Below are 24738 nucleotides of genomic sequence, written 5' to 3' on the forward strand. Positions count from 1 at the left end.
GTTGCAGGCATGCCGAGGCCCGGGGTCGAGGCTTGCGCGGAGGACCGGCTCGCCAGCTTGTTGTCCCGACAGGGTCTTGTACAATCACGACTGCGCAAATGGATTGGGTGGGTCGTGGCACAGCAACCTCTGCGAGTTGATGCCGTTCTGAGGCCGGCTAGAGCGTCAGCGAGAATTTTTGAAGCGGTATTCAACCTGCCATTTCACTATCTCTCGGCGTTTGTTCTTTCAGTCATTGGCGCCACAACGGTCGTGTTTTCGATCTACGCGATGTCTTTCGGGTTTGGGTTTCTCGGGCATCTGGACATCTATTCGTTCACCCAGTTTTCCTGGTCGATGCTAGTGGTCTGGACGGTTGCGCATCTTGTTGCGAGGTGCGTGGTGTACCTTCTGTTTCCGACAGTTGCTCACCTGATTGAAGTGTTCGCTCACGTTCCAATCGAGGATTCTGGACTGTTCAATCTGACCTATTGGGACATCATCAAGATTCTCGCAGAACGACTACTGAAGATTGAGAACGCAGAGGACGCATTCAAGCTGATGGGCGTCATAGAGAAACGTGTCGATGGCTCCGCCGTCGTCTACGCCCTCTCGTTCCTCCTCTTCGCTGTCTTGTTCTGCGGAGTGTTTTACGGTGCGATACTGATCGTGTCGGCGGTGGTTATCGTCGTGGCTGTAATTGGGTTGGTGGTTTCCTACTTGGCCCGCGTCGCCACGTCGGAAACTGCTGACGCAGCAAGCGAGAAGGCAACTTCCTTCCTTGGCTCATTCCGTAGGTTTCCCTTCAAGGGCGTTCCGGCACTGATAATCCTGCTTTGTGTGCTTACGGGATTGACAAAGGGCTGCAGTGTGATGAACCAGCCGGCGAGCATGATCTGGCTGTCGGATGGAAGGTCGTTTTCGCGAGTCGTTGTGCTCAGTTCGGAAGCCGGTCTTTTTACCTATGAGGCAGCTTCAAAGACCGTCTCGCTGGTCCCGTGGCATCGCATTTCCGAGATGACCGTGGTCAGTGGCGCAAAAGGCGGGTGACTGGAGTCGGCTAGGTCAATGTTCATACCCTTCTTCCTCGAACTCAAGGCGGCCAAGGTTCCGGTGTCGCTACGGGAATATCTGGCGCTGCTCGAGGCGCTCGACGCCGATCTCGTCAGCTATGACGTCGAGGGCTTCTATTATCTCGCCCGTGCCGCACTGGTGAAGGACGAGCGCCATATCGACCGCTTCGACCAGGTTTTTTCGCATTATTTCAAGGGCGTCGAGGCGGTGTCGGGCGAGGGTGGCGTCGATGTCGCCAACATTCCCGAGGAATGGCTGCGGCGGCTGGCCGAAAAGACCCTTAGCGACGAGGAGAAAAAGCTGGTCGAGGCGCTCGGTGGCTTCGAAAAGCTGATGGAGACGCTGAAGCAGCGGCTGGAGGAGCAGAAGGGTCGCCATCAGGGCGGGTCCAAATGGATCGGCACCGCCGGCACCTCGCCCTTCGGCGCCTATGGCTACAATCCCGAGGGCGTGCGCATCGGGCAGGAGACGAGCCGCCATCGCCGCGCAGTCAAGGTGTGGGACAAGCGCGAGTTCAGGAACTTCGACGATTCCGTCGAGCTCGGCACGCGCAACATCAAGGTGGCGCTCAAGCGCCTGCGCCGCTGGGTGCGCGAGGGCGCCGAGGAAGAGCTCGACCTGCCCGGCACCATCCACGCCACCGCCGACCACGGCTATCTCGACGTCAAGACGCGGCCCGAGCGGCGCAACGCGGTCAAGCTTTTGATGTTCTTCGACGTCGGCGGTTCGATGGACGACCACATCAAGGTCGTGGAGGAGCTGTTCTCGGCGGCGCGCGTCGAGTTCCGCCAACTCGAATATTTCTACTTCCATAATTGCCTCTACGAAGGCGTGTGGAAGGACAACCGGCGTCGCCATGCCGAGGTCCTGCCGACGCTCGACGTGCTCCACAAATACGGCCACGACTACAAGGTGATTTTCGTCGGCGACGCTTCGATGAGCCCCTACGAGATCGCCTATGCAGGCGGCTCGGTCGAGCACTGGAACCCCGAACCGGGTGCCGCGTGGCTGCGCCGCGTGCTCGAGCAATGGCCAAATGCCGTCTGGCTCAACCCGACGCAGGAAAAGCACTGGGGCTACACCAGCTCGATCAAGATGATTTCCGACATCTTCGCCAACCGCATGTACCCGCTGACGCTGGCCGGGCTCGAAGCGGCAACGAAACAGCTGTCGCGCAAACACTGATCCGGCTCACCATGAAGTGATGCCCTGTCAGGCGGTGCCTCTCGTAACTATCTGTGCGAAGAACGCGATAAAGAAGAATAAGTCCGGGAGACCCTGAATGGACGCCAAGACCTATCCCGTCACCCGCACCGACGCCGAGTGGCGCGCGATGCTGACCCCCGAGCAGTACCAGGTGATGCGCAACCACGGCACCGAGCGGCCGGGCAGCTGCGCGCTGCTTCATGAGAAGCGTGCCGGCACCTTCACCTGCGCCGGCTGCGACCAGCCGCTGTTCGAATCCAAGCTCAAGTTCGAGAGTGGCACTGGCTGGCCGAGCTTCAACGATCCTGTCGAGGGGTCGGTCGAAAACACCGTCGACCGCAGCTACGGCATGGTAAGGACGGAATGTCATTGCGCGCGCTGTGGCAGCCATCTCGGCCACGTCTTCCCCGACGGTCCGCCGCCGACCGGCCTGCGCTATTGCATCAACGGCGTGGCGCTGAATTTCAAGCCGGCAGCCTGATCCCCAGAGCGTTTCCGCTTATCTTCGAATCGCGAAAACGCTTTGACGCAATTCCGGATGGAAATCCGCTTCGCACTTTTCCTGGGCTTGCTCTAGAGCAGGCTGGCCAGGATGATCCACGCGGTGGCGCCGAGCTTCACCGTGTTGGCGTTGTGGTTGGCGCTGACGTCGGCGGTGCGCAGCACGCTGCCATAGAGGAAAAGATTGTAGGGCAGGGGCAGCAGATGGACTGCCACGGCAAGCAAGGCCGAGCCCTTGGCCGCCAGGATGGCGAGCGCGACGACCGTCGTGGCGACGTTGATCAGGCTGCCGACGGTGACCATGTCGCGCCAGAACAGCTGGCCGAGCGGCATCTCGCCATGCCAGCGACGCGAAAAGAACGCCGCCAGGCCATTCGGCCCGGCTCGTGCCGGACCGGTATTGTCGGAAGGATGGAACTGCCCTGTACCTGTCATCGCTCATGACCTCGCATCGCCTTTGACCGGCGAACGGTGCCACCCGAAGCTTCGGGATCGGGCAGCCAGCTATCACACCATGCCGAGGGCAGCTTTGTACAGGTCGAGGATCGCCTCGGCCTCGTCGCGCTCGGCCTGGTCCTGCTTGCGCAGGCGGATCAGCGTGCGGACAGCCTTGGTGTCGAAGCCGGTGCCCTTGGCCTCGGCATAGACGTCCTTGATGTCGTCGGAGATCGTCTTCTTTTCTTCCTCAAGCCGCTCGATGCGCTCGATGAAGGCGCGCAACTGGCCGGCGGCAACGGTCTGGCTGGTATCGGTGATTTCGTCGGCCATGGGGCACTCCGCAAATTGTGACTGGGAAAAGCGCGACTCGGCGCGCCAAGGGAATTTCGGCGGTTTCGATGCCTGATGATGAGGGGAGGGTCAAGGGTACGCGGGAGCGCAGCTGACACGACCCTGCGGAAATATCGGTCAGTGATCGCGCGGGCGGCTGGCCTCGAAGGTGGCCTTCTGCGCGTCGGTGGCCTCGCGCTGGTGCTTGGCCTGCCATTCGGCATAAGGCATGCCGTAGACGATCTCGCGCGAGGCGTCCTTGGACAGCTCGACGCCGGCCTCGGCGGCCGCGTCGCGATACCAGTTGGACAGGCAATTGCGGCAGAATCCGGCGAGATTCATCATGTCGATGTTCTGCACGTCGGAACGCTCGCTCAGGTGCTGGAGCAACCGGCGGAAGGCTGCGGCCTCGAATTCGCGCTGCTGCGCTTCGCTGAGTTCGGCCATCTGGTCCTCCATCACAGCGGCCCGGTGCGCGAGCCGAATTGTCTGACTTCATGTATATCGGGGCGGCGGTTGATGGCGTCAATGATCGGCGCCAGCCGCCCGGCCCAATCCGTCGTTCCGGCCTCGTCGCCGATCAGGTCCTGCCGGATCTCGATCAGCGCATGGGCAAAGCCGTTGACCATGGCGTGGCGGAACATGGTGTCGCCGCGCAGCGCCCCGTCATAGGGCTCGTTGTCGCCGACCACCAGCGCCTTGTCCTCGGCGAGCATCTCGATCAGCGGCCAGGCGGCGCGGTGGTCCATGTCCCACAACACGCCGGCGTGCCAAGGCCTGGCGCGCCCCTGCATGACGGGCGTGAAGGAATGCACCGACAAGATGAAGGGCGCGGTGCCGGTCTGCTTGTGAACCGAGGCGACCATGGCGCCGACGGCGTCGTGATAGGGCCGGTAGAAATTGTCGAGCCGGCGCGCGCGCTCCTCCTCAGACATCGGATAATTGCCCGGGATGACCGAGCCGTCATAGAGCTGGCGGATCAGTGTCGGGTCGTCCTCGCCGCGGTTGGGGTCGATCAGCAGGCGCGAAAAGTTGGCGAGGACCGCCGGCGCGCCCATGATCGCGGCAAGCTTGCGGGTCACCTGTTCGGCGCCGATGTCGTAGGCGATGTGGCGCTCGAACTCCTCGGGCGGCAGGCCGAGATCGCCATATTCCTGCGGCAGGTCGCGCCTGGCATGGTCGCACAGAAGGACGATGCCCCTGCTGCGGTCGCCTTCGATGATCTCGAAAGGGGCAAAGATTGCGGTTCGCGTCATCGGCGGCAATTTGTCCTTCGGCACGGCTTGGGTGTAGTTTCGCGCCCGTCCCTGATGTGGGGATATGTGCTAACGCCGTTGTTTTGCCAACCTTTTTTCGAATATGCCAGGTGAGGCAGCAAATCACGTCGGCCAAGCGCACCTAAATCGATTGGATAAGCGCGCAGCCACGCGTTGACATGCGCCCGCACATTGCCGAAAAGGGCTCCAGAAATGCAGAAATCGTCGAAGAGGGGCTTGGGGATGGAACTTGCCGGGAGGCCGCGGACACGCTCAGCCCTGGCATCGCTCTTCCTTTTTCTCTCCGTTCCACTGTTTATGGCCGTTGCGGCCACGCCGGCACGCGCCGACTTCAGGGTCTGCAACGCGACCCAGAGCCTGGTCGGAGTCGGCATCGGCTACCGCGCCAAGGCGGGCTGGATCACCGAAGGCTGGTGGCACATCGAAGGTTCCACCTGCAAGACGCTGATCGAGGGGCCGCTGTCATCGAGGTTTTATTATCTCTATGCAGAAGATGCCGAGCGCGGCGGACGCTGGGATGGCCCGATCAACATGTGCGTGGCTGAAAAAGAGTTCAAGATCGCCGGCGTCACCGACTGCGTAGCGCGCGGCTTCCAGCGCGCCGGCTTCCAGGAATACGACACGGGCGAACAGGCGAACTGGATGGTCCAGCTCACCGACGAGCCCGCAACGGGCGGCCCAACGGCCGCCTCGGGAACGAACGGTCAATGAGACGTAGCCGCAAGGTCAAGATACTCGCAACACTCGGTCCCGCCTCGTCCGACGAGGCGATGATCCGCAAGCTCTTCGATGCGGGCGCAGACGTCTTCCGCATCAATATGAGCCATACCGACCACGATTCGATGCGCACGCTCGTCGGCCGCATCCGGTCGGTTGAAGAGGCGGTCGGCCGCCCGATCGGCATTCTCGCCGACCTGCAGGGCCCGAAGCTCCGCGTCGGCAAGTTCGCCAACGGTAAGGAAGAGCTGACGGTCGGCCAGACCTTCACCCTCGACGACAATGCCGACCTGGGCACCTCGGCGCGCGTGCACCTGCCGCATCCCGAGATCCTCAAGTCGGTGCAGGAAGGCCATCGCCTGCTGATCGACGACGGCAAGCTCGAGCTTAGGGCAGTGAAGACCGACGGCAAGTCGATCGTCTGCACGGTCGTTGCCGGCAACAAGATTTCCGACAAGAAGGGCGTCAGCCTGCCCGACACTGACCTGCCGGTAGGCGCGCTGACCGAGAAGGACCGCAAGGACCTCGACGCCGTGCTCGAGACAGGCGTCGACTGGGTCGCGCTGTCGTTCATCCAGCGCCCGGAGGATCTCGCCGAAGCGCGCAAGATCGCGCAAGGGCGCGCATTGCTGCTGTCGAAGATCGAAAAGCCGCAGGCGGTCGCCCGCCTGGCCGAGATCATCGAGCTGTCCGATGCCCTGATGGTCGCCCGCGGCGACCTCGGCGTCGAGATGCCGATCGAATCGGTGCCTGGCATCCAGAAGCAGATCACCCGTGCCGCGCGCCGCGCCGGCAAGCCGGTGGTGGTTGCCACCCAGATGCTGGAATCGATGATCACCGCGCCGGTGCCGACCCGCGCCGAGGTCTCAGACGTGGCGACCGCCGTGTTTGAAGGCGCCGACGCGATCATGCTGTCGGCCGAATCGGCCGCCGGGCAGTATCCGGTCGAGTCGGTGGCAACGATGAACCGCATCGCCGAGCGCGTCGAAAAGGACCCGACCTATCCCGGCATCATCAACGCCCAGCGCTCGCAGCCGGAGGCGACCGGCGCCGACGCGATCTCGCTTGCGGCGCGTGAAATCGCCGAGACGCTGAAGCTGTCGGCGATCATCACCTACACTGCATCCGGCACCACGGGCCTGCGCGCGGCGCGCGAACGGCCGCAGGTGCCGATCATCGCGCTGTCGCCGATCCTGGCCACGGCACGCCGCCTGTCGATGCTGTGGGGCACGCATTGCGTGGTCTCGCCGGATGCCGTCGATCTCGACGACATGGTCGACCGCGCCTGCAACGTCGCCTTCAACGAGGGTTTTGCCGCTGGCGGCGACCGCGTCATCATCACGGCCGGCGTGCCGCTCAGGACGCCGGGCTCGACCAACATGCTGCGCATTGCCTATGTCGGGCCGGAAGGCAAAGGCAGCAGGTAAGGTTACAGCGAATAGGGAGTAGCGATTAGCGAATAGGGCATTGCACGACTGCGCGTGCGGGGTCTTGTTCGCTATTCGCTATGCGCTATTCGCTGGCTCCTTCTCATCCAAACACACACCCGTCCCGAAATCGTCACCCGCAATGCGCGCTTCGACAGCGCGTGACAGTGCCTGCAGGTCGCGCGGCTGGCCGGCGAGTTTTTCGACGGCCGCCACCACCAGATCGGGTGCCACCCAGTCCGGCTTGTGGCCGAGGTTCTTCACCCACACCAGTTCGGCAGCGGGAATGTCGCGCGCCAGCCCGATCGAATGGATCTCCTCATAGACGACCGTGTCGTGGTCGCCGGAGATCACCACCGTCGGCGCCTCGATCGTGGGATAACGCGGCGCGGCCACCAGCACGTGGCGGTACAGGCCTTCGACGTCGATGGCGTTTGCACGGAAAGCTCTCGGTCGCAGCACCAGCTTGATCGCGGCGTCGTCGACATAGAGGTCCGGCACCTTGTTGGGCGAGAAGACGCAGGTGGTTGCGGCACCGATGCGCATCAGCCCGGCCGGATTGGCGATCGTTTCCGCGAAGGCGCGGCCGACCACCGGCAAGGCGCTCAAGCTGTAATACCAGGAGGTGCCGCCGCCCGGCCAGGGGTGGGTCGCCGCCGACAGGAACAGCAGGCCACGTGTCTTTTCCGGGTGCTCCAGCGCAAACGTCGCCGCTATCGAACCGCCGAACGAATGGCCGACGATGATCGCGTCCTTGATGCCGAGGCGGTCCATCAGGGCCGCGATGGTGGCGGCCTGCCCTTGCTGCGTCTCATTGTTGCCAGGCCCGCGGCCGGACCAGCCATGGCCGGGGCGATCGAAGAACAGCATCTCGGCGCGGCCTTCGAATTGCGGCCTGAGCGGCAGCATCTGGTCCTTCAGGTTGGCGCTGGCGCCATGGATGAAGACCAGCGGCGGCAGGTCGCCGCCGGCAGGTGCCGGCACATTCACGTAGTGGATGATCGCGCCATCGATATCGACGAAACTGCCCACGGGCGGATTTCGCCGTTCGATCAGCCACGATGCGACGCGGGTTGCGCCGGCAAGCGCAAGGAACAGCGCAAGCAGCAGTGCCAGGATGAAGGTGAGGATGTTCATGCGGGATGGGGGTGGGTCAGCGGAATAGCGAGTAGCGAGTATGGAGAAGGGACAAAAGTGAGTAGAGAACCGAGAGCAGTTGAGTGTGCTCCCTGGTGCGGCAACCGCCAAGCCTGTTTCTACTCGCTATTCCCTACTCCCTATTCGCTTCTTCAGATGCCTTCGCCGGCGAGTTCTTCCGACAGTCGCGACACCTCGTTCTGGGCGTTGCGCAGCATCGGGTAGATGTCGAGAACGCGCTGCCATGCCTGCAGCGCCAACTCGTTGCGGCCGGTGGTCGCCATGATCTGCGCCATGCCGGACAGGGCGCCGAAATGGCGTGGCTCGAGCTCCAGCGTGCGTTCGATGTCGGCCATCGACTTGCGATAGTTCTGCATCAGGAAATGCACCGTGGCGCGCCGGTTCCAGCCCTCGGCGTATTTGGGCTGCAGCGTCACCACCTGGTCGAGGAAATCGAGCGCGACGTCGAATTTCTTGGCCTCGACCGCCTGCTGCGCCCATTGCATCATCAGGTCGACTGAGGCGCTGCCCGACTTGTACCAGGCTTCCCAGATGCGGCTGGCGAGGCGCTCGGCAGCCTTCTCGTTGCGCTCGCGCTTGAGATCGGAAAACAGCGTGTCGATCTGGTTGTCAGCCTTGGCTACGATTGGAGCGCCGGCGTTCTCGGCAAACGCCTGCTGCGGCTGGGTTGTCGCCAGTAAGGCCAGGGCACAAAAGGCAAAAACGTTCCGCATGCGGAAATTCTAGACCCCCGCATGGGAACGTCAAACTGAAATTGCCGTGATGCGCCGGCCGCGTGCGGCCGGGCTACAATCAGCCCTGGCGAGCTTTGTAGCGCGGGGCGGTCTTGTTGATGATGTAGATGCGGCCCTTGCGACGAACCAGCTGGCAGTCACGATGGCGAGCCTTGAGCGCCTTGAGCGAATTCTTGATCTTCATGTCACTAACCCGTCGGATGGGCCCATCAACGGGCCGAAACTAAAAGCGCGCCAAAAGAGCGCGCCCAATTCGTGTGAGAGGCTCTTAGACGAGGAGTCATTGCCAGTCAACCGCGGGCAGGCTTGGTGTGGCGGTTTGATTTGGCTTTTGTCGGCATGCGGTAGCATTGCGCCTTCGCGCCGGGACTTGCCAGCGGCCAGCATCGCTGGAATCGTCCGTTCGTTCAAGCAAATGGAGGGTTGGATGCGGCTTTTGATTCTGTCGATATCAGTAGCAAGCTCGATGATGGCGTCCGCTGCTTTCGCCGAGGAATGCGACCGCAACGACCAGACTCAGACCGGGATGAACATCTGTGCCGGCTCGGACTTTGCTGCGTCCGACGCCAAACTCAACGCTGCGTATGGCGATATCATGAAACGCCTGTCCGAGAGCGCCGACGCTCGCAAGCTGCTGCAGGATTCGCAGCGGAGCTGGATCGTCTTCCGCGACGCCGAATGCAAGTTCGCGTCCTCCGGCGTCGAGGGCGGGTCGATCTATCCGATGATACAGGCCGGATGCCTGCAAGGCCTGACCGACGCGCGTGTCACTCAGCTTGGCGCCTACCTCAAATGCGAAGAGGGCGACCTGAGCTGTCCGGTACCGGCGCAGTAGTGCCCGCTAGCGGCGTGGTAGAAGCCGCGTGAAGTGGCCCATCTTGCGACCGGGGCGGGCCTCGGCCTTGCCGTAGAGGTGGACGGCGACGTCCGGTTCGGCCAGCAGCGCCGGGACCTTGGCGATGTCGTCGCCGATCAGGTTTTCCATGACGCAGTCGGAATGGCGGTTGGCATCGCCGAGCGGCAGGCCGGCAACGGCGCGGATATGCTGCTCGAACTGGGAAACCACGCAGGCTGCCTCGGTCCAGTGTCCTGAATTGTGCACGCGCGGGGCCATTTCGTTGGCAAGCAGGGAGCCGTCGGCCAGCACGAAGAATTCGACGCCGATGACGCCGACATAATCGAGCGCGGCGAGGATTTTTCGCGCGGCGTCGCGCGCAGCTTCCGCCGTGTCTTCGCGGATCGCGGCTGGCACCGTCGAACTGGCCAGGATGCCGTTGCCGTGCACGTTTTCGGCGGGGTCGAAGGCGGCGATGCTGCCATCGGTGCCGCGCGCGGCGATCACCGAGATCTCGCGTTCGAAAGGCACGAAGGATTCGAGGACCAGCGGCACGTTGCCGAGTGAGGCGCAGGCACCGTCGAAGCCGCCCGTGGTCATCTTGCGGAAGACCATCTGGCCCTTGCCGTCATAGCCCATGCGGCAAGTCTTCAGGATTCCGCTGCCGTCGAATGCCTGCAGGGCAGCGGCCAGGTCCTGGTCGTTATCCACAGGCACGAAGCGGGCTGTGGATATCCCGATGCCGTTGAGGAAGGTCTTTTCGACCAGGCGGTCCTGTGCCACTTCCAGTGCCCGTGCCGGCGGATAGACCGCGACGGTCTTCGCCAGGTGCTCCGCGGCCACGACGGGCACGTTCTCGAACTCGTAGGTGACGACGGCGCTTTCGCGGGCCAGTTCGTCGAGGGCGGCGGGATCGTCATAGGCGGCGACGATCTGGCGATTGGCAACCTGGGCCGCCGGGCAATCGGCCTGCGGCTCGAGGATCACGGTGCGGTAGCCCAGCCGGGCCGCGGCCATGGCCAGCATGCGGCCAAGCTGGCCGCCGCCGATGATGCCGATGGTGGAGCCTGTGGGGAGGGGGGCGGTCACGCGTCGTCCGTCGGCTGTTCGGCGACCCTTGCGGTCTGTGCGGCGCGCCACTCTTCAAGCCGCGTTGCCAGGGCGTCGTCGGAAAGGGCAAGAACGGCCGCCGCAAGCAATGCCGCATTGGCGGCTCCGGCCTTGCCGATGGCAAGCGTGCCGACGGGGATGCCGGCCGGCATCTGGACGATGGAGAGCAGCGAATCCTGCCCCGACAGCGCCTTTGATTCGACCGGCACGCCGAACACCGGCAACGAGGTCATGGCCGCCGTCATTCCGGGGAGATGGGCAGCGCCGCCGGCACCCGCGATGATGACGCGGAAACCGGCCGCCTTGGCACCCTTGGCGAATTCGTAGAGGCGATCCGGGGTGCGGTGGGCCGAGACGATGCGCGCTTCGTAGGAAACGGCCAGCACGTCGAGCAACTCGGCGGCATGGCGCATGGTCGCCCAGTCAGACTGGCTACCCATGATGATGGCGACGTCGACCCTGTCCTTGCTCACGCGCGGCACCCCTTGCTCGATAGGCAGCGCTTAGCGGAAATGAGGAGCAATCGCAACCAAACCCCGGCAGCCCTCTGCCAGGAGTTTCAGGCAATTATGTCCGGGATGATCCGGTCTTCGATCTGGACGATCTTGTCCTTGAGAACCAGCTTCTTCTTTTTCATCCGCTGGATCTGCAACGGGTCGCAGCCCATCGCGATCATCGCGTTGATCGCCGCATCAAAATCGGCATGGTCCTGCTTCAAGCGTGCAAACTCGAGACGAACCTCGGCTTGTTCCTGTTCCGACATGTCTACCGTCTGCAAACTCACTGGCGCACCCGGGGCGCTCCTAAGGCGGGGTCGGCGACCCCTTGTCACCGGCGCGATGCCCTTATCACATTTCACGCTGACGGGAAATGCTACCACACTTTATTCGACATCGCAGATCGGGGGTGGCAGACTGTCATGGTTCCGTCACAGAGCGCTGTCTGCGGTGGGCACGCTTGTGCGGTGCATCGAGGAAACCATGAAAGGGAGAACCAATCATGTCTCTTGCTTCCCATCTTGAAGAGCTTCAGCGCAAACATGGCGACGTCGAGCGTCAGCTCGACGAAGCGATGAACCATCCATCCATGGACGACCTGCAAATCGTAGCGCTGAAGCGTCGCAAGCTGGCTCTCAAGGACGAGATTGAAAAGCTGAGAGTGGACCCGACCCAGCACTAGCCCACGATCGCGGTCTCAACTTAGTGGCCCACTCTTTCGGCACGGGCCAGATAGCCGGCGGCGAATCACCCTCGCCGCCGGGACAGGGTGATTGGTTGCTGTATTTTGTGGGCTTTTGCGGTTCGGCGGTGACAGGATTTCCCCCGGCACGCGAGCCGGTGCCAGTCCAGCCGTTCCGGCTCAAGCGTCCCAGAACTGGTCAAGCCAGATATTGAGCTTCCTGAAGCCGGTGGCACTGACCGCGTAGACACGGCGCGTGCCTTCGGCGCGGGCGCTGACCAGCCCGGCATCGAGAAGCACCTTGAGATGCTGCGACACGGCCGGCCGCGAGACCGGTAGGCCGGCTGCGAGTTCGCTTACGGTCTTGGGACCGCGACGCAATTCTTCCAGCAGATGGCGCCGGTTGGCATCCGATATGGCCAGGAAGGAGGCGTCAGCTGTCATGGCTCCTTTGTGCCGCAACATCGGCGGAATCTCAACTGTTGGTCGCGGCTGCTGCCCCAATGCCCGCGTCTGCCCAGGCGTGGCTGTCAGGGCAGGGTTTCGGGTTCGTCCTTCTGGCGTGGATCGAGCCGCAGCGATTCGGGCGTCGCCGAGCGGTCGGCCGGCTGGGTCTTGAAGGCTTCGCGATCCTCGATCGGAACCGGCGCGCGGCGCTTGATGCGCAGTGCGGTGTAGCCGGCCAGCGCGAAATGCGCCGCAGCCGTGGCGAGGAACAGCGCCTCGGGCCGCATCATATCCATCAGGCCGGCGCCGAGCATCGGACCGACCATAGTGCCGAAGCCGTAGAGCAGCAGCAGGCCGCCCGAGACCTTGACGAAATCCTCCGGCTTGGCGTGGTCGTTGGCGTGTGCCACCGCCAGCGAATAGAGCGTGTAGGCGAAGGCGCCGTAGCAGGCGGTCATGGCGATGACGAATGGCCCGGAGCGCGGCGCCACCAAGAAGATCAGCACCGCCGCCACCGCCGAGGCGAGCGAGGCGCCGATCAGCACGTAGCGGCGGTCGGTGCGGTCGGAGATCTTGCCGATCGGGATCTGCAGGGCGGCACCGGCGATCACCACCAGGCTCATCATCAGCGCGATTTCGGGCGTCGAGATGCCGACGCGCGCGCCGTAGACGGCACCCAGCGTGCCCCAGTCGCCATTGGCGACGCCGATCAGGAAACACGCGACCGAGGCGACCGGCGAGTTGGCGTAGAGCCCCTTGATGTCGAGCGAAACGTCCTGCAGCGGCTTGGGGTGCGCGGCACTCGAAACCGCCGTCGGGATCAGCGACAGGCAAAACAGGATGCCGGTGACCATGAACAGCGAGGCGCTGGTGACGTCGCCGCCGGCGACCATCATCTGGCCGGCCATGATCGAGGCGTAGGTGACCATCATGTAGAGGCCGAAGACCGTGCCGCGGTTCTCGTTGGTGGCGCGCTCGTTGAGCCAGCTCTCGATGACCATGAAGGCGCCGGCCATGGCAAAACCGGTGAAGGCGCGCAGCGCGATCCAGACATATTCGTTGACGATCAGGCCGGTGAGCAGGGCGATGATCGCAGCCGACGCGGCAAAGGTGCCGAAGGCGCGGACATGGCCGGCGCGGCGGACGACGCGGGGGGCAAAATAACAGCCGGCAACGAAACCGCCGGCCCAGGCGGTGCCCATCAGGCCGAGTGCCGTGGTCGAAAAGCCCTCTTCCTGGCCGCGCAGGGGAAGCAGCAGGCCGTGCAGGCCCGACGCGGCGAGCAGGAAGGCGGTGCCGCGAAGCAGCGAGAGGATCGGCCTGTAGGTTGCGAGCATCGAACTGTCCCACCAAGAATCAAGAGCGCTAGGTCGACCGCCCCTTTGGGGCTTTTCGGCGACGGCAAGATGTCAGCCGCGCTTGAACAGCGCCTCGGCGGCCGATTTCGTCGAACCCTTGGCGGAAAGCTCGGCCTCGAGCCGGCCGATCTCGGCGCGCAGGGCTGAGATGCGCTCGTTGAGCTCGCCGACCGAAAGCAAAGACAGGTCCTGGCCGATCTCGTGGACGGTCTTTTTCTTCTTCGGCTCGTCGTCGAACAGCGCCATCTCGCTCTCCTTGATCTCCAGTCAGGCGTTTGCCTGATTTGCCAATCAGAATACATAGTGCGGTCAACCACATGTAAAGTCCGGGGCACACCGGACCAGCGGAGACCGAAAAGACATGGCCAACGTTGCCAAGCTTCCAGACAAGATGCTCGCGGTGGCGATCACGCAGCCCGGCGGGCCGCGCGTGCTCAAGGCGGAAAAGCGCGACCTGCCCGAGCTTGGCGCCGGCGAGATCCTGATCCGGGTGCATGCGGCCGGCGTCAATCGGCCCGACGTGCAGCAGCGCAAGGGTGCGTACCCCGCGCCGCCCGGGGCGTCGGACCTGCCCGGGCTCGAAGTGTCGGGCGAGGTGGCAGCCCTCGGCGAGGGTGCCAGCCGCTTCCGCATCGGCGACGCGGTCTGCGCGCTGACGCCGGGCGGCGGATACGCCGAATACGCCAAGGTGCACGAAACCAACGCGCTGCCCGTGCCCAAGGGTTTTACCTACACCGAAGCCGCCGCGGTGCCGGAAACCTTCTTCACCGTCTGGCACAACGTGTTCGAGCGCGGCGCGCTCAAGTCGGGCGAGACGCTGCTCATCCATGGCGGCTCGTCGGGCATCGGCACCACCGCGATCCAGCTCGCCTCGGCCTTCGGCGCCTATGTCATTGCCACCGCGGGTTCGGAGGACAAGTGCGCTGCCTGCCTGAAGCTCGGGGCCGACCGCGCGATCAATTACAAAACGGAAGAATTCGTCCAGGCGGTGAAGGACGCCACCGACGGCAAGGGCGCCAATGTCATCCTCGACATGGTCGGCGGCGACTATGTCGGGCGCAACTACCATGCCGCGGCGGTCGACGGCCGCATCGTGCAGATCGCGACGCAGGGCGGGGCGGTGGCGAGTGCCGATTTTTCACGGCTGATGGTCAAGCGGCTGACCCATACCGGCTCGACGCTGAGGCCGCGCACCACCGAGTTCAAGGCGGGCATCGCCGCAGCCCTCGAAGCCCAGGTGTGGCCGTTGCTGGCCGTCCGCCGCGTCGCACCCGTGATGGACATGATCTTCCCGCTCAAGGAAGCCTGGCGGGCGCATGAGCGCATGGAAGAGGGCGAGCACATCGGCAAGATCGTGTTGGATGTCGGGTGAGGGACTGCCCGTCCCCCTTACCCGACCTCCGCTGCGCTCGGCCGATCTCTCCCCGGCCGGGCGAGGAGGCCTGAGACGCCGCCGCGCGCCTCTTTTCCCAGCGGGGAGAAGGTGGCCCGAAGGGCCGGATGAGGGGGCCTTCCCAATCGTCACCGCCAGCCATTGGCGAGTTGCAGGACAAACAGGAGCATGCCCTCAATGCGGCGGTCGGCGGCGCGGCTGAGGGGCACCGGGCAGAAGCCGGCGCGGCCGAATTCGGTCGGCGAGGCGCGGCAGCGTCCGAAATTGCGGCATTCGCGGCGCTGGCACTTCAGATGCGCGCCCTCCATGGTGGCGGCGATGCTGACGGCGAGTACGAGCGCGTTGTGCATGGAATAGGGCAGGCGGCCGTAGCCCGGCAGCGGCGGGTCGATGATTTCGATCTCTTGCTTGCGTTTCCTCGACATGAAGCTGTCTCCGGTGGGCGGCCCGCGCGGGTCTTTTTGGGCGCGGGCAAGGTGGTTGGGGGATTTTGGGCGTGCAAAACTGTCCCGCGCCGATGAAGCCGGGATTGGGAACCGGACGCATGGCCTTGCGTCTCTCAGATGCTAGTGCGTGACGCGCAGCCATGCGTCCGCCGGCGCTCTTGCCCCGCTCAGTCGCCTCGGCTTTCACCGTCAGCCGCCGCAAGGCCCGGACTTGGGGGCTCATCACCCAGCAGGGGCACCGTATCCCCTGCCAGCCCGGACGCCGTCGCCCTCCCCAGGCATCCGGTTCATGACCCGGGTTCCCTGAGGGCGATGGGGGGATTATCCGCTAGGTGCGAAGGGGTGTGGAAAAGAGAATTTTCGGAAATTCTAGCCTGCTTCGGCTGTCATTTGGGAAGTCTAACAAATTCATAATGTTAGGTCATGCCAGCGAGATGAATCCCGTGGTGTTGAGTGCCAAATACGTGAAAATCTATCCACAGTGGCCTAGGCAATTTATCGCGCTTGCAACTCTTGGCCCAAAGCAAACCCCGGCGGGTGGGCTGCGCCCGATCTGCAATGCTTACAACCTGTTTGCCCAAGCATGATCCTGTCGCTAAGCGTAGGCTAACTACTGAGGGGAATCGGATGTACTTGGCCAAACTTGCAATCAGCAATTTTCGGAAGTTGAAGAATGTCGAAGTGAGTTTTCGCCCAGGCCTCAACGTGGTGATCGGTCCCAACAACGTCGGCAAGACTGCAGTAGTTGATGCCCTGAGAGCATTGCTCGCCGGCGCAGACGATCCGTATCCTCGCTTCACTATTGATGACGTTCACTGTCCAAAAGGCGGCAAACCTAGTGGACCAATCACTTTCGTGTACACTTTCTGCGATCTGACGCTCGACGATGAAGCCGACTTCATGTCCGCGTTGAAGCCGGCAGCCGGAGGATTGTTAGAGGCGCAAATATCGGTCAGATATGCCGATCCTGATCAGGCTGGGCGGCTTCGTGTAAAGCGATGGTGCGGCAACAACGACGATGTGCCGCTGACTTCGGACATGATGGAAAATCTTAGGGGCGTCTACCTGCCACCGCTGCGCGACGCAGCGCAAGGACTAAAGCCCAGCCGGACTAGCCAACTCTCGCGACTGCTGCACTTGTTGTCGGATCAGGCCGGCCGAGACTTAATTAATGAAGAACTCGAAAAGCTCGACAAAGCACTGAAGACGCATGCTCCCTTAGTACTCACCGAGCAGTCCATTGTCGGCCGACACAAATCCATGCTCGGCGCCCAACTAGCCCAAGCGTTGGAGATTGGTTTGAGCGCCAGCGATTTTCAGAAGCTTGCGGCCCGCACTTCCTTGCTGGTGGACAGCCTAGAGATCGAACACAACGGTCTGGGATTCAATAATTTGATCTTCATGGCGGTAGTTCTGAGCGAATTGGCCAAGAACCCAGAAGCCGCGTTTCGCGGCCTAATTGTCGAAGAGCCTGAGGCGCACCTTCACCCGCAGTTGCAGTCTGTACTTCTGAATTATCTATCAAGCATCCACCTCGATCAGGGGGAGAAAGCTGTTCAGGTCTTCGTGACATCGCACTCGCCGAATTTTGCCAGCGGCGCGAAGCTGGATACGTTGGTCTGTCTCGTCGAGACGGCAAGTGGGGTGCGGACCTTCAGCCCGGGGCATGTTTCTTTCGGGCCGAGCAAGCGAGAAAAGCTGGAGCGTTATCTTGACGTTACCCGAGCCGAACTCTTCTTTGCAGGGCGAGTCATATTCGTTGAAGGCGCTGGTGAGCGGATGCTGATCAGCGTCCTCGCTGAAAAGGCCGGATACAGTCTTCGCGAGCATGCAGTTAGCTTGATAAGCGTCGACGGTTTGAACTTTGACTCGTTCCTTCCGCTTTTTGGCGAGACAGCTCTGAATGTCCCAGTCGCAGCTATCACCGATGCCGATCCGCCGGCAGTTGAGATGGTTGCGGAACAGCCCAAAGTGGCCGTGTATCCTGCCTCTGGTGACGTAGTAACGCTTTCCGACAATACCGCAGCGATGAAGAAGCACGAGGATACGTTCGTGAAGGTCTTCCACGGCGTTAAGACCTTCGAATACGATCTCGCCCTGCACCCAGAGCTGCGCCCGTTGATGATAGCGGCGCTCAAGGAGCTGAAGCCGCAGGTTGGCGCCGACCTCGAAAAGGCGGTCGATGCTGAAATCGGGGATGCCGCCAAGGCGAAGACGCTGTTTAAGGGTATGTTCGAGCGCTCATCAAACAATGTGCAAAAGGGCAGTTTCGGCCAGGCTCTTGCTGCACAGATCGCTGATCATGATGGCGCCTTGCCCTGCCCGCCTTACATCCTTGCGGCAATCAAGCATGCCTGTCAGGTCGCAGTGCCGGTATGATTACTCTATCTGCAGAGCAGAAGCATATCATCGAGAAACCGCTGATGCCGCTTTGCATTATCGCTTGTGCCGGGAGTGGTAAAACGACAACGGCTATACGGCGCGTTGGCAAAATGGCGACGGACCTTGCTGGGACCCGCGGACGGGTCGCCCTGCTTTCATTCTCGAACATCGCCGTCGATACCTTCCGAAAGGAGTATTTGGCGCAGGTCCGCTTGGGCGACCTCGCAGCGTCCGCTAAGGTCGACATCGACACCATGGACGCTTTCATTGCCAGCAACATACTGCGCCCCCACGCGAACAGGACGATGAAAGCTAGTCGCGCCGCCTATCTTGTCGTGGGCAACGAACCCTTTCTTGAGGGGTATAGGTTCAAGGCGGGCAAGTTCCCGCAGCCGGTTGCCGAGTTGAATGTGGCAATCGACGCCGGTATTTCGACATTCTTCACTCGCTACCAAAACAGCACTACAGTGGTTGATACTGGGAAGGCCGTCGCTCTGGTTGAGCGTCTTGGGAAGCTGGGAGCCTACACGCATGGCCTTGGGAGGTATTGGACACACCGCAGCTTGGTCGAGCAGCCCGCGATCCTGCGTGCCTTGGTGCGACGTTACCCTCACGTCGTCGTCGATGAAGCCCAGGACATTGGAAACGAACATCAAGCTATCCTAGAGCTGATGATTGCAGCGGGGTGCCAAGTCTCGCTAATCGGGGACCCCAATCAGGGCATCTATGAGTTTGCTGGCGCCGATGGTGGCTTCCTGCGCAGCTACGCCAAGAGGCGTGGAGTCGTCGAACTTGGTTTGACCACTAACTATCGGTCGGTGCCATCGATCCTCGGGGTTGCGAATTCATTGGCGACACGAACAGATTTCTGCCATCGAACCGCGCCGGGAGAGCTCAGCGGCCCCTACTACATCACCTACACCAAGGCACAGGCGTCGCAGCTCCTCGATACGTTTCGCAATGCGCTGGTTCGGGCTAAGATCCCCGAAGCAGAGGCAGCAATCGTCTGTCGTGCTCGAAAGCTTGCGGGTGCATGGCGAGGTGATAGGGAAGTGCCAGGCCGAGGCGCGACTGGTAAGTTCGCCGCCGCCGCCGTTTCGCGTGATTGTTCATTCGACTACCACCGCGCCTTCGAAGATGTAGTCGAGGGGTTCCAGCGACTGCTGACGCCAAAGGCTGGAAAGCAGCTGGCGGACATGCTCCGGTCAGACAATGCACTGCAGAGGAAAGAGATGCTGCGAATACTCTGGAATTTCACTCGGGAGGTAGCTACCGGCTTGCCCCTTGCAACGTTGGTGGCCAATGCCACTTGGCATAAAGCTCTGACGACCAACGTAAGGGTTGTGCTCGACAAATTCCTGAGTGACTTTGACCTTGAGTCCGAAAATACCATTGGCCAACGGCTCTCCAAAGCAGGGCTTCCCAGCGAGTCGCTCGCTGAAGATCGCGACCTTGCATCTGAGATCGGACCCGCCATCCGGGTCGACACAGTCCATCAGGTGAAAGGCGAAAGCATCGGCGGTGTCATGTATGTGGCTGAAAAGGACCATGTTCGCGAGTTGCTCAACGGAACGGGAAGCGAGGTCGGCCGCATCGGCTACGTTGCGGTCACCCGCAGCCGCAACTTGTTTCTCTTGGCTGTTCCGGCGTCGTCTGTCAGCGACTTCAGCGTCGCGCTTTCGCATCGTGGTTTCCGCAATCTGGCGAAGCCAGGCGCTTAGACATCCGGCGGGACAGACTATGTTTCCCGTAGGTTTGAAGCGACGTCGTTAAGGCCGGCCTCTGATGTCCGTTCTTGATGCACGCGAGCGATTTCGGGCGTCTGCCATCTCTCTCGCTATGTCTTCCCAAACCCCTTCGCCTATAGTGCGCCCTCGGCCCGGCCATTCCGCGCGGGTTTCGGGCAAAGTGCGTGACAAAAAACCTGACAAGATCCTGGCTCTTCGGCCTCGCGCTCTGGCTCGCAGCACTTTTGGCGTTCGCGCTTTATTCGGTGGAGACGTCCAGGGCGCGGCTGGCGGGTGAGCTGGAGGTGACGGGGCGGACGTTGCACCGGCTGATCTCGCAGCGGGCGGCGCAGCATGACGCGCATATGACCAGCCTGATCGCGCTGACCAGCGGGGCGGAGGCAGCACCCCTGGGCGTTGTGCGGCAGGTGATGGAGAGCATTTCAAGGTTTTATCCGCGCATCGCCTGGATCGCGCTGGTTTTGCTCGATGGCGGCGAGGCGGGCGCGGGCGCAGCCTCCGGCGCGGGGGCGGCGCCCGCGCCCAGATCATCCTCCGCAGGCAGGTCGAGCAATTCCTGCCCGTCGAGCGTCAGCCTCAGATGCGCCCAGGCCGGCCGCTCCTCCGGCTCCAGCAGAAGTGCTGCGTCGATGCCGAACACCAAGGCAGCATCGGAAGGTGCGGGCGCCCGCACCTTCCGATGCTGCCTTGGTGTTCGGCATCGACGCAGCACTTCTGCTGGAGCCGGAGGAGCGGCCGGCCTGGGCGCATCTGAGGCTGACGCTCGACGGGCAGGAATTGCTCGACCTGCCTGCGGAGGATGATCTGGGCGCGGGCGCTTCGTTGGCACCGCATTTCACCGCGCCGCATTTCGAGAAAGTGATCGACGGCGAGGGGCAGAAGATCCTGCTTTCGCTCGACCGGGCCTTGCCGCTCGACGCGCTTTTGCCGTGGCGGTCGTTGCTTGGGTTTGCCGTCTTGGCCGGGTTGGCGTCGTTTGCGCTGATGTTTGCGCTCAGGCAGCGGGCGGCGGCGCAACAATCGCAACAAGTGGCACGGCAGGCGGAGGCGCGGGCGCTGTTGCAAGAGCGGGAAACGCTTCTGGCGCATGCCTCGCGCGTCAACGCCATGGGTGAGCTGGCGTCCGGCATCGCGCATGAGCTGACGCAGCCGCTGACGGCGGTGCTGAGCCGCAGCCAGGCGGCGCTCAGGCTTGCCGGCGCTCAAAAACCCGATCTCGGGCTGATAACGCAGGCGCTCGACGTCAATGTGCGCGAGGCCAAGCGCGCCGGCGAGATGCTGAAGCGGATGCGCGACTATGCCTCCAACAAGGCGCCGGAGCCAAAGCCGAGCGCACTCAACGGGATCGTCAGCGAGATCGTGGCACTGACGGCAGCCGATCTCGAACGGCGCGGGGTCAAGCTGGAGCTGGACCTTTCGGCGGAGGCACCGGAGGCGGTGGTCGACGCAATCGAGATGGAGCAGGTGCTGCACAATCTGATCCGCAATGCGGCCGATGCGCTGGAGGGTGCGGGGACCGCTGGGGCGCGGATTTCGATCGCGACGAAGATCGTGGGCGCAGACGCGAAGATCGAGGTGGCGGATAACGGGCCGGGGATCGCGCCCGATGTGCTGCCAAAGCTGTTCGTGCCGTTCTTCACCACCAAGGCCAACGGCATGGGGCTGGGGCTGTCGCTGTGCCAGACGCTGGTGGAGCGGGTCGACGGGCGGATCGAGGCCGGGAATGGCGCGGGTGGCGGGGCGCGGTTCGTGATTACGCTGCCGCGCGCATCGGCCCGAAAATCGGAATCGATTTTCGGGAAGCACGATGCGTAGATTCGACAAGTGCCGGAGCGTCCTTTGCGCGTCCGCAGGACGCGCGGCGCTCCGGGGGGTGAAGGCATGAGCAGGTACCAGGTCTATCTGATCGACGACGACGAGGCGGTGCGCGAGGCGCTGGCGTTCCTGCTCGGCACCTATGGCATCGATGTCGAGAGCTTCGGCGACCCCAAGACGTTCCTGGCGCATGTCGACGAGGCCAAGCCCGGCGTGCTGGTGGTCGATTTGCGCATGCCCGAGGTTTCCGGCTTGCAGCTGTACCAGAGGCTTGCCGAGCGCGGCATCGACTGGCCGACGGTGATGATCACGGGCCACGGCGACGTCGCCGCCTGCAGGCGTGCCTTCAAGGCCGGCATCCAGGATTTTTTGACCAAGCCGGTCGATGGCGAGGTGCTGGTCGAAGCACTTCAGCAGGGGTTTTCGAGCCTCGACGCGCGACTGGAAAAGCGCGAGGCGCGGGCGCTTCTGGCCAGGCTGACCGAACGCGAGCGCGAGGTGCTCGACATGGTGGCGCGGGGCTGGGCGAGCAAGGAGGTGGCGGCAGCGCTCGAGGTTTCGGTGCGCACCATCGACGCGCACCGGGCGAAGATCGCCGAGAAGCTGGGCACCAGCTCGGTGGCCGAGTTCGTGCGGCTGACGCTTCAGGAGAAGTAGGTAGCATTACCTAGGGCGGGTGGTGGCGTCGCGGATTCTGCCGGGCGGGGGATCGGCGTAGTTCTGTCTCAGGACAAGCAAGACGCTTTCTCCCGAGCAACATCAGGACAGGTCATGATCAAGAGCATTTTCCTCGCCGCCGCTGCCACCGTCGCCATCACCGGTGCTGCTTCCGCACAGGTGCTGACCGAGAAGAACATCTCGTCGAGCCTCGCCGTCGAGATCGCCCAGAACGCGGTCGCCGCATGTGCTGCCGACAAGTACAACGTGACCGCCGCCGTGGTTGACCGCGCGGGTGTGCTGCGCGCACTGGTCCGCGCCGACAATGCCGGCACGCACACGGTTTCGGCAGCCCAGGACAAGGCCTTCACCTCGGCCTCGTCGCGCACCCCGACCGGCAAGATGGCCGAGAACGTCGCCAAGAACCCGGGTGCGGCCGGCCTGGTCGACATCGACGGCTTCCTGGTGCTGGCCGGGGGCATGCCGATCAAGGCTGGCGACGCCGTCATCGGCGCCATCGGCGTCGGCGGCGCACCCGGCGGCAACTTCGACGAGGCTTGCGCTGTTGCGGCGATCGAAAAGGTCGCCGACCAGCTGAAGTAAGCCTGTCCGGCACCGTTGCCGGCAAGAACGAAGCCCCGCTTCCTGAGACCAGGAGGCGGGGCTTTTTGCGTCGCATGGCGGGTGAAACGGCGCGTTTGCGGGTGGTTCCAAAATCGTTGCGGTGGCGGGCGAATACGTCTATATACGGGCCGAATTTCCCAATTTCTGGTGGTCTTGATCCACCGCCCGCGTGAGGGACGCGGGCGAGCGAAGAGGATATATCGCATGGCCAATACGCTGCTTATGCCCAAGGCGACCGCTGTCTGGCTGGTCGACAACACGGCACTTTCGTTCGACCAGATCGCGCAGTTCTGCTCGCTGCACCCGCTCGAAGTGAAGGCCATCGCCGACGGCGAATCGGCCCAGGGCATCAAGGGCATGGACCCGATCATGACCGGCCAGCTGACGCGCGCCGAGATTGCAAAGGGCGAGGGCGACATCAACCACCGCCTCAAGCTGTCGGACCCCAAGGTCCGCGTGCCCGAGAGCAAGCGCAAAGGCCCACGCTACACGCCGCTGTCGAAGCGCCAGGATCGCCCGAACGCCATCTACTGGCTGGTCAAGAACCATCCCGAGCTCAAGGACGCGCAGATCTCGCGCCTGGTCGGCACGACCAAGGCGACGATCGAGCAGATTCGCGAGCGCAAGCACTGGAACATGGCGACGTTGACGCCGCTCGACCCGGTGGCGCTCGGCCTGTGCTCGCAGATCGACCTCGACATCGAAGTGCAGCGCGCCTCGCGCGGCCGCGAAGCCCCGGCACCGACCGGCGATACGCTGCTGCCGGCCTCGCTGACCGAGCGCCTGACGCCCGAGCAGGCCTCGCCCAAGGACGAGGACAAGGAACTCGACGCCAACGCGGTGTTCGCCAAGCTGTCGGCGCTCAAGTCGAAGACCCCGGACGAAGACGAGGAATAGTCTCTTTCGTCGCCCGCGCCTTGGTGCGGGGTAGAGTTAAAAAGCCCGCGATATGCGGGCTTTTTTCGTGGCCGAAAGGCCGGGCGCCCGACGGCGGCCGGGTGTTTTGATTTGCCGAGCCCGCTTGCGAGGGCGCATGGTTGTCTCAGGAAAATTCGCCTGAAACATCGAGGTGGGAGATGAGCGGTTCCGCTGCATTCGACGCCTGGAGTGCCGGCAACAGCTACGAACATTACATGGGCCGGTGGAGCCGGCTGGTGGCCGAAAAATTCGTCGCCTGGCTGTCGCCGCCCGAGCAGGCCGCATGGCTGGAGATCGGCTGCGGCACCGGCGCGTTGACGGCAGCCATATTGGCAGGTGCCGCGCCGCGCTCGATCCTGTCCATCGATCCGTCGGCCGACTTTGTGGCGCATGCCCGCGCAGCGATCGGCGACGGGCGCGCCAGTTTCGAGGTGGCGGATGCGCTGAAGCTGCCGGCGCAGCCGGCAAGCATCGACGTCGTCACGTCGGGGCTGGTGCTCAACTTCATTCCCGACAGGCCGGCGGCACTAGCGGAGATGCAGCGGGTGCTGAAGCCGGACGGCCTGCTGTCGTTCTATGTCTGGGACTATCCCGGCGGCGGCATCGGTTTCATCCACGCGTTCTGGAAGGCTGCCGTGGAGATCGATCCGGATGCGGCAAAGCTCGGCGAAGGTGTCCGGTTTCCGTTCTGCACGAGGGAAGGGCTGCTGGCGCTGTGCCAGGAGGCCGGTTGGCGCGACATAGCCATCGCGCCGGTCGAGATCGAAACCCGGTTCGCGGATTTCGAGGCGTTCTGGCGACCGTTCACGCTGGGCGCTGGTCCGGCACCCGGCTACTGCATGAGCCTGACCGAGGATCACAGGGCAAGGCTCAAGGCACGCCTGTCCGAGCGCTTGGGGGCAACGGGCCCGATCAGCCTTGCTGCACGAGCCTGGATGGTCAAGGCAAGCAGGCGAGGCTGAGCGGCAGGATGCGTACGGCCGCC

At 63.2% G+C, this 24738-nt stretch carries 30 protein-coding genes; 15 read left to right on the forward strand and 15 right to left on the reverse strand.

The features are described from left to right. Positions 1–114 precede the first annotated feature (114 nt). The 3 genes from O1Y97_RS06665 (at position 115) to msrB (ending at position 2740) form a co-directional block, all read left to right on the forward strand. A complete protein-coding gene (locus O1Y97_RS06665) occupies positions 115–1029 on the forward strand; it encodes a hypothetical protein (protein WP_318763529.1) in 915 nt (304 codons plus the stop codon). Positions 1030–1047: 18 nt separating this feature from the next. Continuing rightward, positions 1048–2238 carry a vWA domain-containing protein gene (locus tag O1Y97_RS06670; RefSeq protein ID WP_318763530.1) on the forward strand — a complete coding sequence of 397 codons (1191 nt, stop codon included), beginning with the start codon at positions 1048–1050 and terminating at the stop codon, positions 2236–2238. 97 nt (positions 2239–2335) lie between these two features. Further along, the gene (gene msrB, locus O1Y97_RS06675) at positions 2336–2740 is read left to right on the forward strand and encodes a peptide-methionine (R)-S-oxide reductase MsrB (RefSeq protein ID WP_108606565.1); all 405 of its coding nucleotides are present in this window, start codon (positions 2336–2338) and stop codon (positions 2738–2740) included. 92 nt (positions 2741–2832) lie between these two features. Here msrB and O1Y97_RS06680 read toward each other — a convergent pair whose 3' ends face one another. The 4 genes from O1Y97_RS06680 to O1Y97_RS06695 form a co-directional block, all read right to left on the reverse strand. After that, on the reverse strand, positions 2833–3195 hold the full coding sequence (locus O1Y97_RS06680; protein ID WP_318763531.1) for a hypothetical protein: 363 nt from the start codon (positions 3193–3195) through the stop codon (positions 2833–2835). Between the two features lie 72 nt (positions 3196–3267). Continuing rightward, the gene (locus O1Y97_RS06685) at positions 3268–3528 is read right to left on the reverse strand and encodes a DUF2312 domain-containing protein (protein WP_108606567.1); all 261 of its coding nucleotides are present in this window, start codon (positions 3526–3528) and stop codon (positions 3268–3270) included. Between the two features lie 138 nt (positions 3529–3666). Further along, entirely contained in the window at positions 3667–3975 is a 309-nt protein-coding gene (locus tag O1Y97_RS06690) for a DUF1244 domain-containing protein (protein WP_318763532.1), read from the reverse strand. An 11-nt stretch (positions 3976–3986) separates the two neighbouring features. Beyond that, positions 3987–4784, reverse strand: coding sequence for an N-formylglutamate amidohydrolase (locus O1Y97_RS06695; RefSeq protein WP_318763533.1), 798 nt, complete (start codon positions 4782–4784; stop codon positions 3987–3989). Positions 4785–5027: 243 nt separating this feature from the next. Here O1Y97_RS06695 and O1Y97_RS06700 point away from each other — a divergent pair, with 243 nt between their 5' ends. Then, the gene (locus O1Y97_RS06700; RefSeq protein WP_108606568.1) at positions 5028–5516 is read left to right on the forward strand and encodes a DUF1036 domain-containing protein; all 489 of its coding nucleotides are present in this window, start codon (positions 5028–5030) and stop codon (positions 5514–5516) included. Next, positions 5513–6949: a pyruvate kinase gene (gene pyk, locus O1Y97_RS06705; protein ID WP_108606569.1), complete on the forward strand. Its 1437-nt coding sequence runs from the start codon at positions 5513–5515 to the stop codon at positions 6947–6949. Before O1Y97_RS06700 ends, pyk begins: the two co-directional genes overlap by 4 nt. 78 nt (positions 6950–7027) lie before the next feature. Here the strand turns inward: pyk and O1Y97_RS06710 are convergent, their stop codons facing one another. The 3 genes from O1Y97_RS06710 to ykgO all read right to left on the reverse strand — a co-directional run bounded on the left by O1Y97_RS06710 (position 7028) and on the right by ykgO (position 9025). Further along, positions 7028–8086, reverse strand: a complete 1059-nt coding sequence (locus tag O1Y97_RS06710; RefSeq protein ID WP_318763534.1) for an alpha/beta fold hydrolase — start codon at positions 8084–8086, stop codon at positions 7028–7030. A gap of 152 nt (positions 8087–8238) precedes the next feature. After that, entirely contained in the window at positions 8239–8820 is a 582-nt protein-coding gene (locus O1Y97_RS06715; RefSeq protein WP_318763535.1) for a tetratricopeptide repeat protein, read from the reverse strand. Between the two features lie 79 nt (positions 8821–8899). Further along, positions 8900–9025 (reverse strand): type B 50S ribosomal protein L36, encoded by a 126-nt coding sequence (ykgO, locus tag O1Y97_RS06720; RefSeq protein WP_108606572.1) that lies wholly within the window; start codon positions 9023–9025, stop codon positions 8900–8902. 243 nt (positions 9026–9268) lie between these two features. Here ykgO and O1Y97_RS06725 point away from each other — a divergent pair, with 243 nt between their 5' ends. Then, a complete protein-coding gene (locus tag O1Y97_RS06725; protein WP_318763536.1) occupies positions 9269–9676 on the forward strand; it encodes a lysozyme inhibitor LprI family protein in 408 nt (135 codons plus the stop codon). A gap of 6 nt (positions 9677–9682) precedes the next feature. Here O1Y97_RS06725 and O1Y97_RS06730 read toward each other — a convergent pair whose 3' ends face one another. The 3 genes from O1Y97_RS06730 to O1Y97_RS06740 all read right to left on the reverse strand — a co-directional run bounded on the left by O1Y97_RS06730 (position 9683) and on the right by O1Y97_RS06740 (position 11549). Beyond that, the gene (locus tag O1Y97_RS06730) at positions 9683–10765 is read right to left on the reverse strand and encodes a 5-(carboxyamino)imidazole ribonucleotide synthase (RefSeq protein WP_318763537.1); all 1083 of its coding nucleotides are present in this window, start codon (positions 10763–10765) and stop codon (positions 9683–9685) included. Continuing rightward, entirely contained in the window at positions 10762–11226 is a 465-nt protein-coding gene (purE, locus tag O1Y97_RS06735; protein WP_183262853.1) for a 5-(carboxyamino)imidazole ribonucleotide mutase, read from the reverse strand. The genes O1Y97_RS06730 and purE overlap by 4 nt, the downstream gene beginning before the upstream one ends. A 119-nt stretch (positions 11227–11345) precedes the next feature. Continuing rightward, positions 11346–11549 (reverse strand): YdcH family protein, encoded by a 204-nt coding sequence (locus O1Y97_RS06740; protein ID WP_108606574.1) that lies wholly within the window; start codon positions 11547–11549, stop codon positions 11346–11348. A 236-nt stretch (positions 11550–11785) separates the two neighbouring features. Between O1Y97_RS06740 and O1Y97_RS06745 the strand changes: the two genes are divergently transcribed. Next, a complete protein-coding gene (locus tag O1Y97_RS06745) occupies positions 11786–11965 on the forward strand; it encodes a YdcH family protein (protein WP_055974385.1) in 180 nt (59 codons plus the stop codon). Between the two features lie 180 nt (positions 11966–12145). Here the strand turns inward: O1Y97_RS06745 and O1Y97_RS06750 are convergent, their stop codons facing one another. The 3 genes from O1Y97_RS06750 to O1Y97_RS06760 all read right to left on the reverse strand — a co-directional run bounded on the left by O1Y97_RS06750 (position 12146) and on the right by O1Y97_RS06760 (position 14016). Further along, positions 12146–12409 (reverse strand): ArsR/SmtB family transcription factor, encoded by a 264-nt coding sequence (locus tag O1Y97_RS06750; protein WP_108606575.1) that lies wholly within the window; start codon positions 12407–12409, stop codon positions 12146–12148. Between the two features lie 86 nt (positions 12410–12495). Next, positions 12496–13749 carry an MFS transporter gene (locus O1Y97_RS06755; RefSeq protein WP_108606576.1) on the reverse strand — a complete coding sequence of 418 codons (1254 nt, stop codon included), beginning with the start codon at positions 13747–13749 and terminating at the stop codon, positions 12496–12498. 72 nt (positions 13750–13821) lie between these two features. Continuing rightward, on the reverse strand, positions 13822–14016 hold the full coding sequence (locus O1Y97_RS06760) for a DUF1192 domain-containing protein (protein ID WP_318763538.1): 195 nt from the start codon (positions 14014–14016) through the stop codon (positions 13822–13824). Between the two features lie 145 nt (positions 14017–14161). Here O1Y97_RS06760 and O1Y97_RS06765 point away from each other — a divergent pair, with 145 nt between their 5' ends. Continuing rightward, on the forward strand, positions 14162–15142 hold the full coding sequence (locus tag O1Y97_RS06765) for an NAD(P)H-quinone oxidoreductase (protein WP_404801270.1): 981 nt from the start codon (positions 14162–14164) through the stop codon (positions 15140–15142). 149 nt (positions 15143–15291) lie between these two features. Here the strand turns inward: O1Y97_RS06765 and O1Y97_RS06770 are convergent, their stop codons facing one another. After that, positions 15292–15588, reverse strand: a complete 297-nt coding sequence (locus O1Y97_RS06770) for a hypothetical protein (RefSeq protein ID WP_108606580.1) — start codon at positions 15586–15588, stop codon at positions 15292–15294. A 648-nt stretch (positions 15589–16236) separates the two neighbouring features. Here O1Y97_RS06770 and O1Y97_RS06775 point away from each other — a divergent pair. Both O1Y97_RS06775 and O1Y97_RS06780 read left to right on the forward strand, forming a co-directional pair. After that, positions 16237–17988, forward strand: a complete 1752-nt coding sequence (locus O1Y97_RS06775) for an ATP-dependent nuclease (protein WP_318763540.1) — start codon at positions 16237–16239, stop codon at positions 17986–17988. Then, on the forward strand, positions 17985–19712 hold the full coding sequence (locus O1Y97_RS06780; protein WP_318763541.1) for a UvrD-helicase domain-containing protein: 1728 nt from the start codon (positions 17985–17987) through the stop codon (positions 19710–19712). The genes O1Y97_RS06775 and O1Y97_RS06780 overlap by 4 nt, the downstream gene beginning before the upstream one ends. A gap of 457 nt (positions 19713–20169) precedes the next feature. Here the strand turns inward: O1Y97_RS06780 and O1Y97_RS06785 are convergent, their stop codons facing one another. Next, positions 20170–20382: a hypothetical protein gene (locus tag O1Y97_RS06785; RefSeq protein ID WP_318763542.1), complete on the reverse strand. Its 213-nt coding sequence runs from the start codon at positions 20380–20382 to the stop codon at positions 20170–20172. A 47-nt stretch (positions 20383–20429) separates the two neighbouring features. Here O1Y97_RS06785 and O1Y97_RS06790 point away from each other — a divergent pair, with 47 nt between their 5' ends. From O1Y97_RS06790 to O1Y97_RS06810, 5 genes are all read left to right on the forward strand, one after another. After that, entirely contained in the window at positions 20430–21554 is a 1125-nt protein-coding gene (locus tag O1Y97_RS06790; protein ID WP_318764159.1) for a sensor histidine kinase, read from the forward strand. Positions 21555–21620: 66 nt separating this feature from the next. Further along, a complete protein-coding gene (locus O1Y97_RS06795) occupies positions 21621–22211 on the forward strand; it encodes a response regulator transcription factor (protein ID WP_318763543.1) in 591 nt (196 codons plus the stop codon). A gap of 114 nt (positions 22212–22325) precedes the next feature. Continuing rightward, positions 22326–22814 (forward strand): GlcG/HbpS family heme-binding protein, encoded by a 489-nt coding sequence (locus O1Y97_RS06800; RefSeq protein WP_318763544.1) that lies wholly within the window; start codon positions 22326–22328, stop codon positions 22812–22814. A 225-nt stretch (positions 22815–23039) separates the two neighbouring features. After that, positions 23040–23732: a DUF1013 domain-containing protein gene (locus O1Y97_RS06805; RefSeq protein ID WP_108606587.1), complete on the forward strand. Its 693-nt coding sequence runs from the start codon at positions 23040–23042 to the stop codon at positions 23730–23732. Between the two features lie 179 nt (positions 23733–23911). Then, entirely contained in the window at positions 23912–24715 is an 804-nt protein-coding gene (locus O1Y97_RS06810; protein WP_318763545.1) for a class I SAM-dependent methyltransferase, read from the forward strand. Positions 24716–24738 lie beyond the last annotated feature (23 nt).

The sequence above is a fragment of the Aminobacter niigataensis genome (assembly GCF_946995915.1).
In the GTDB taxonomy this organism is placed as follows: domain Bacteria; phylum Pseudomonadota; class Alphaproteobacteria; order Rhizobiales; family Rhizobiaceae; genus Aminobacter; species Aminobacter niigataensis.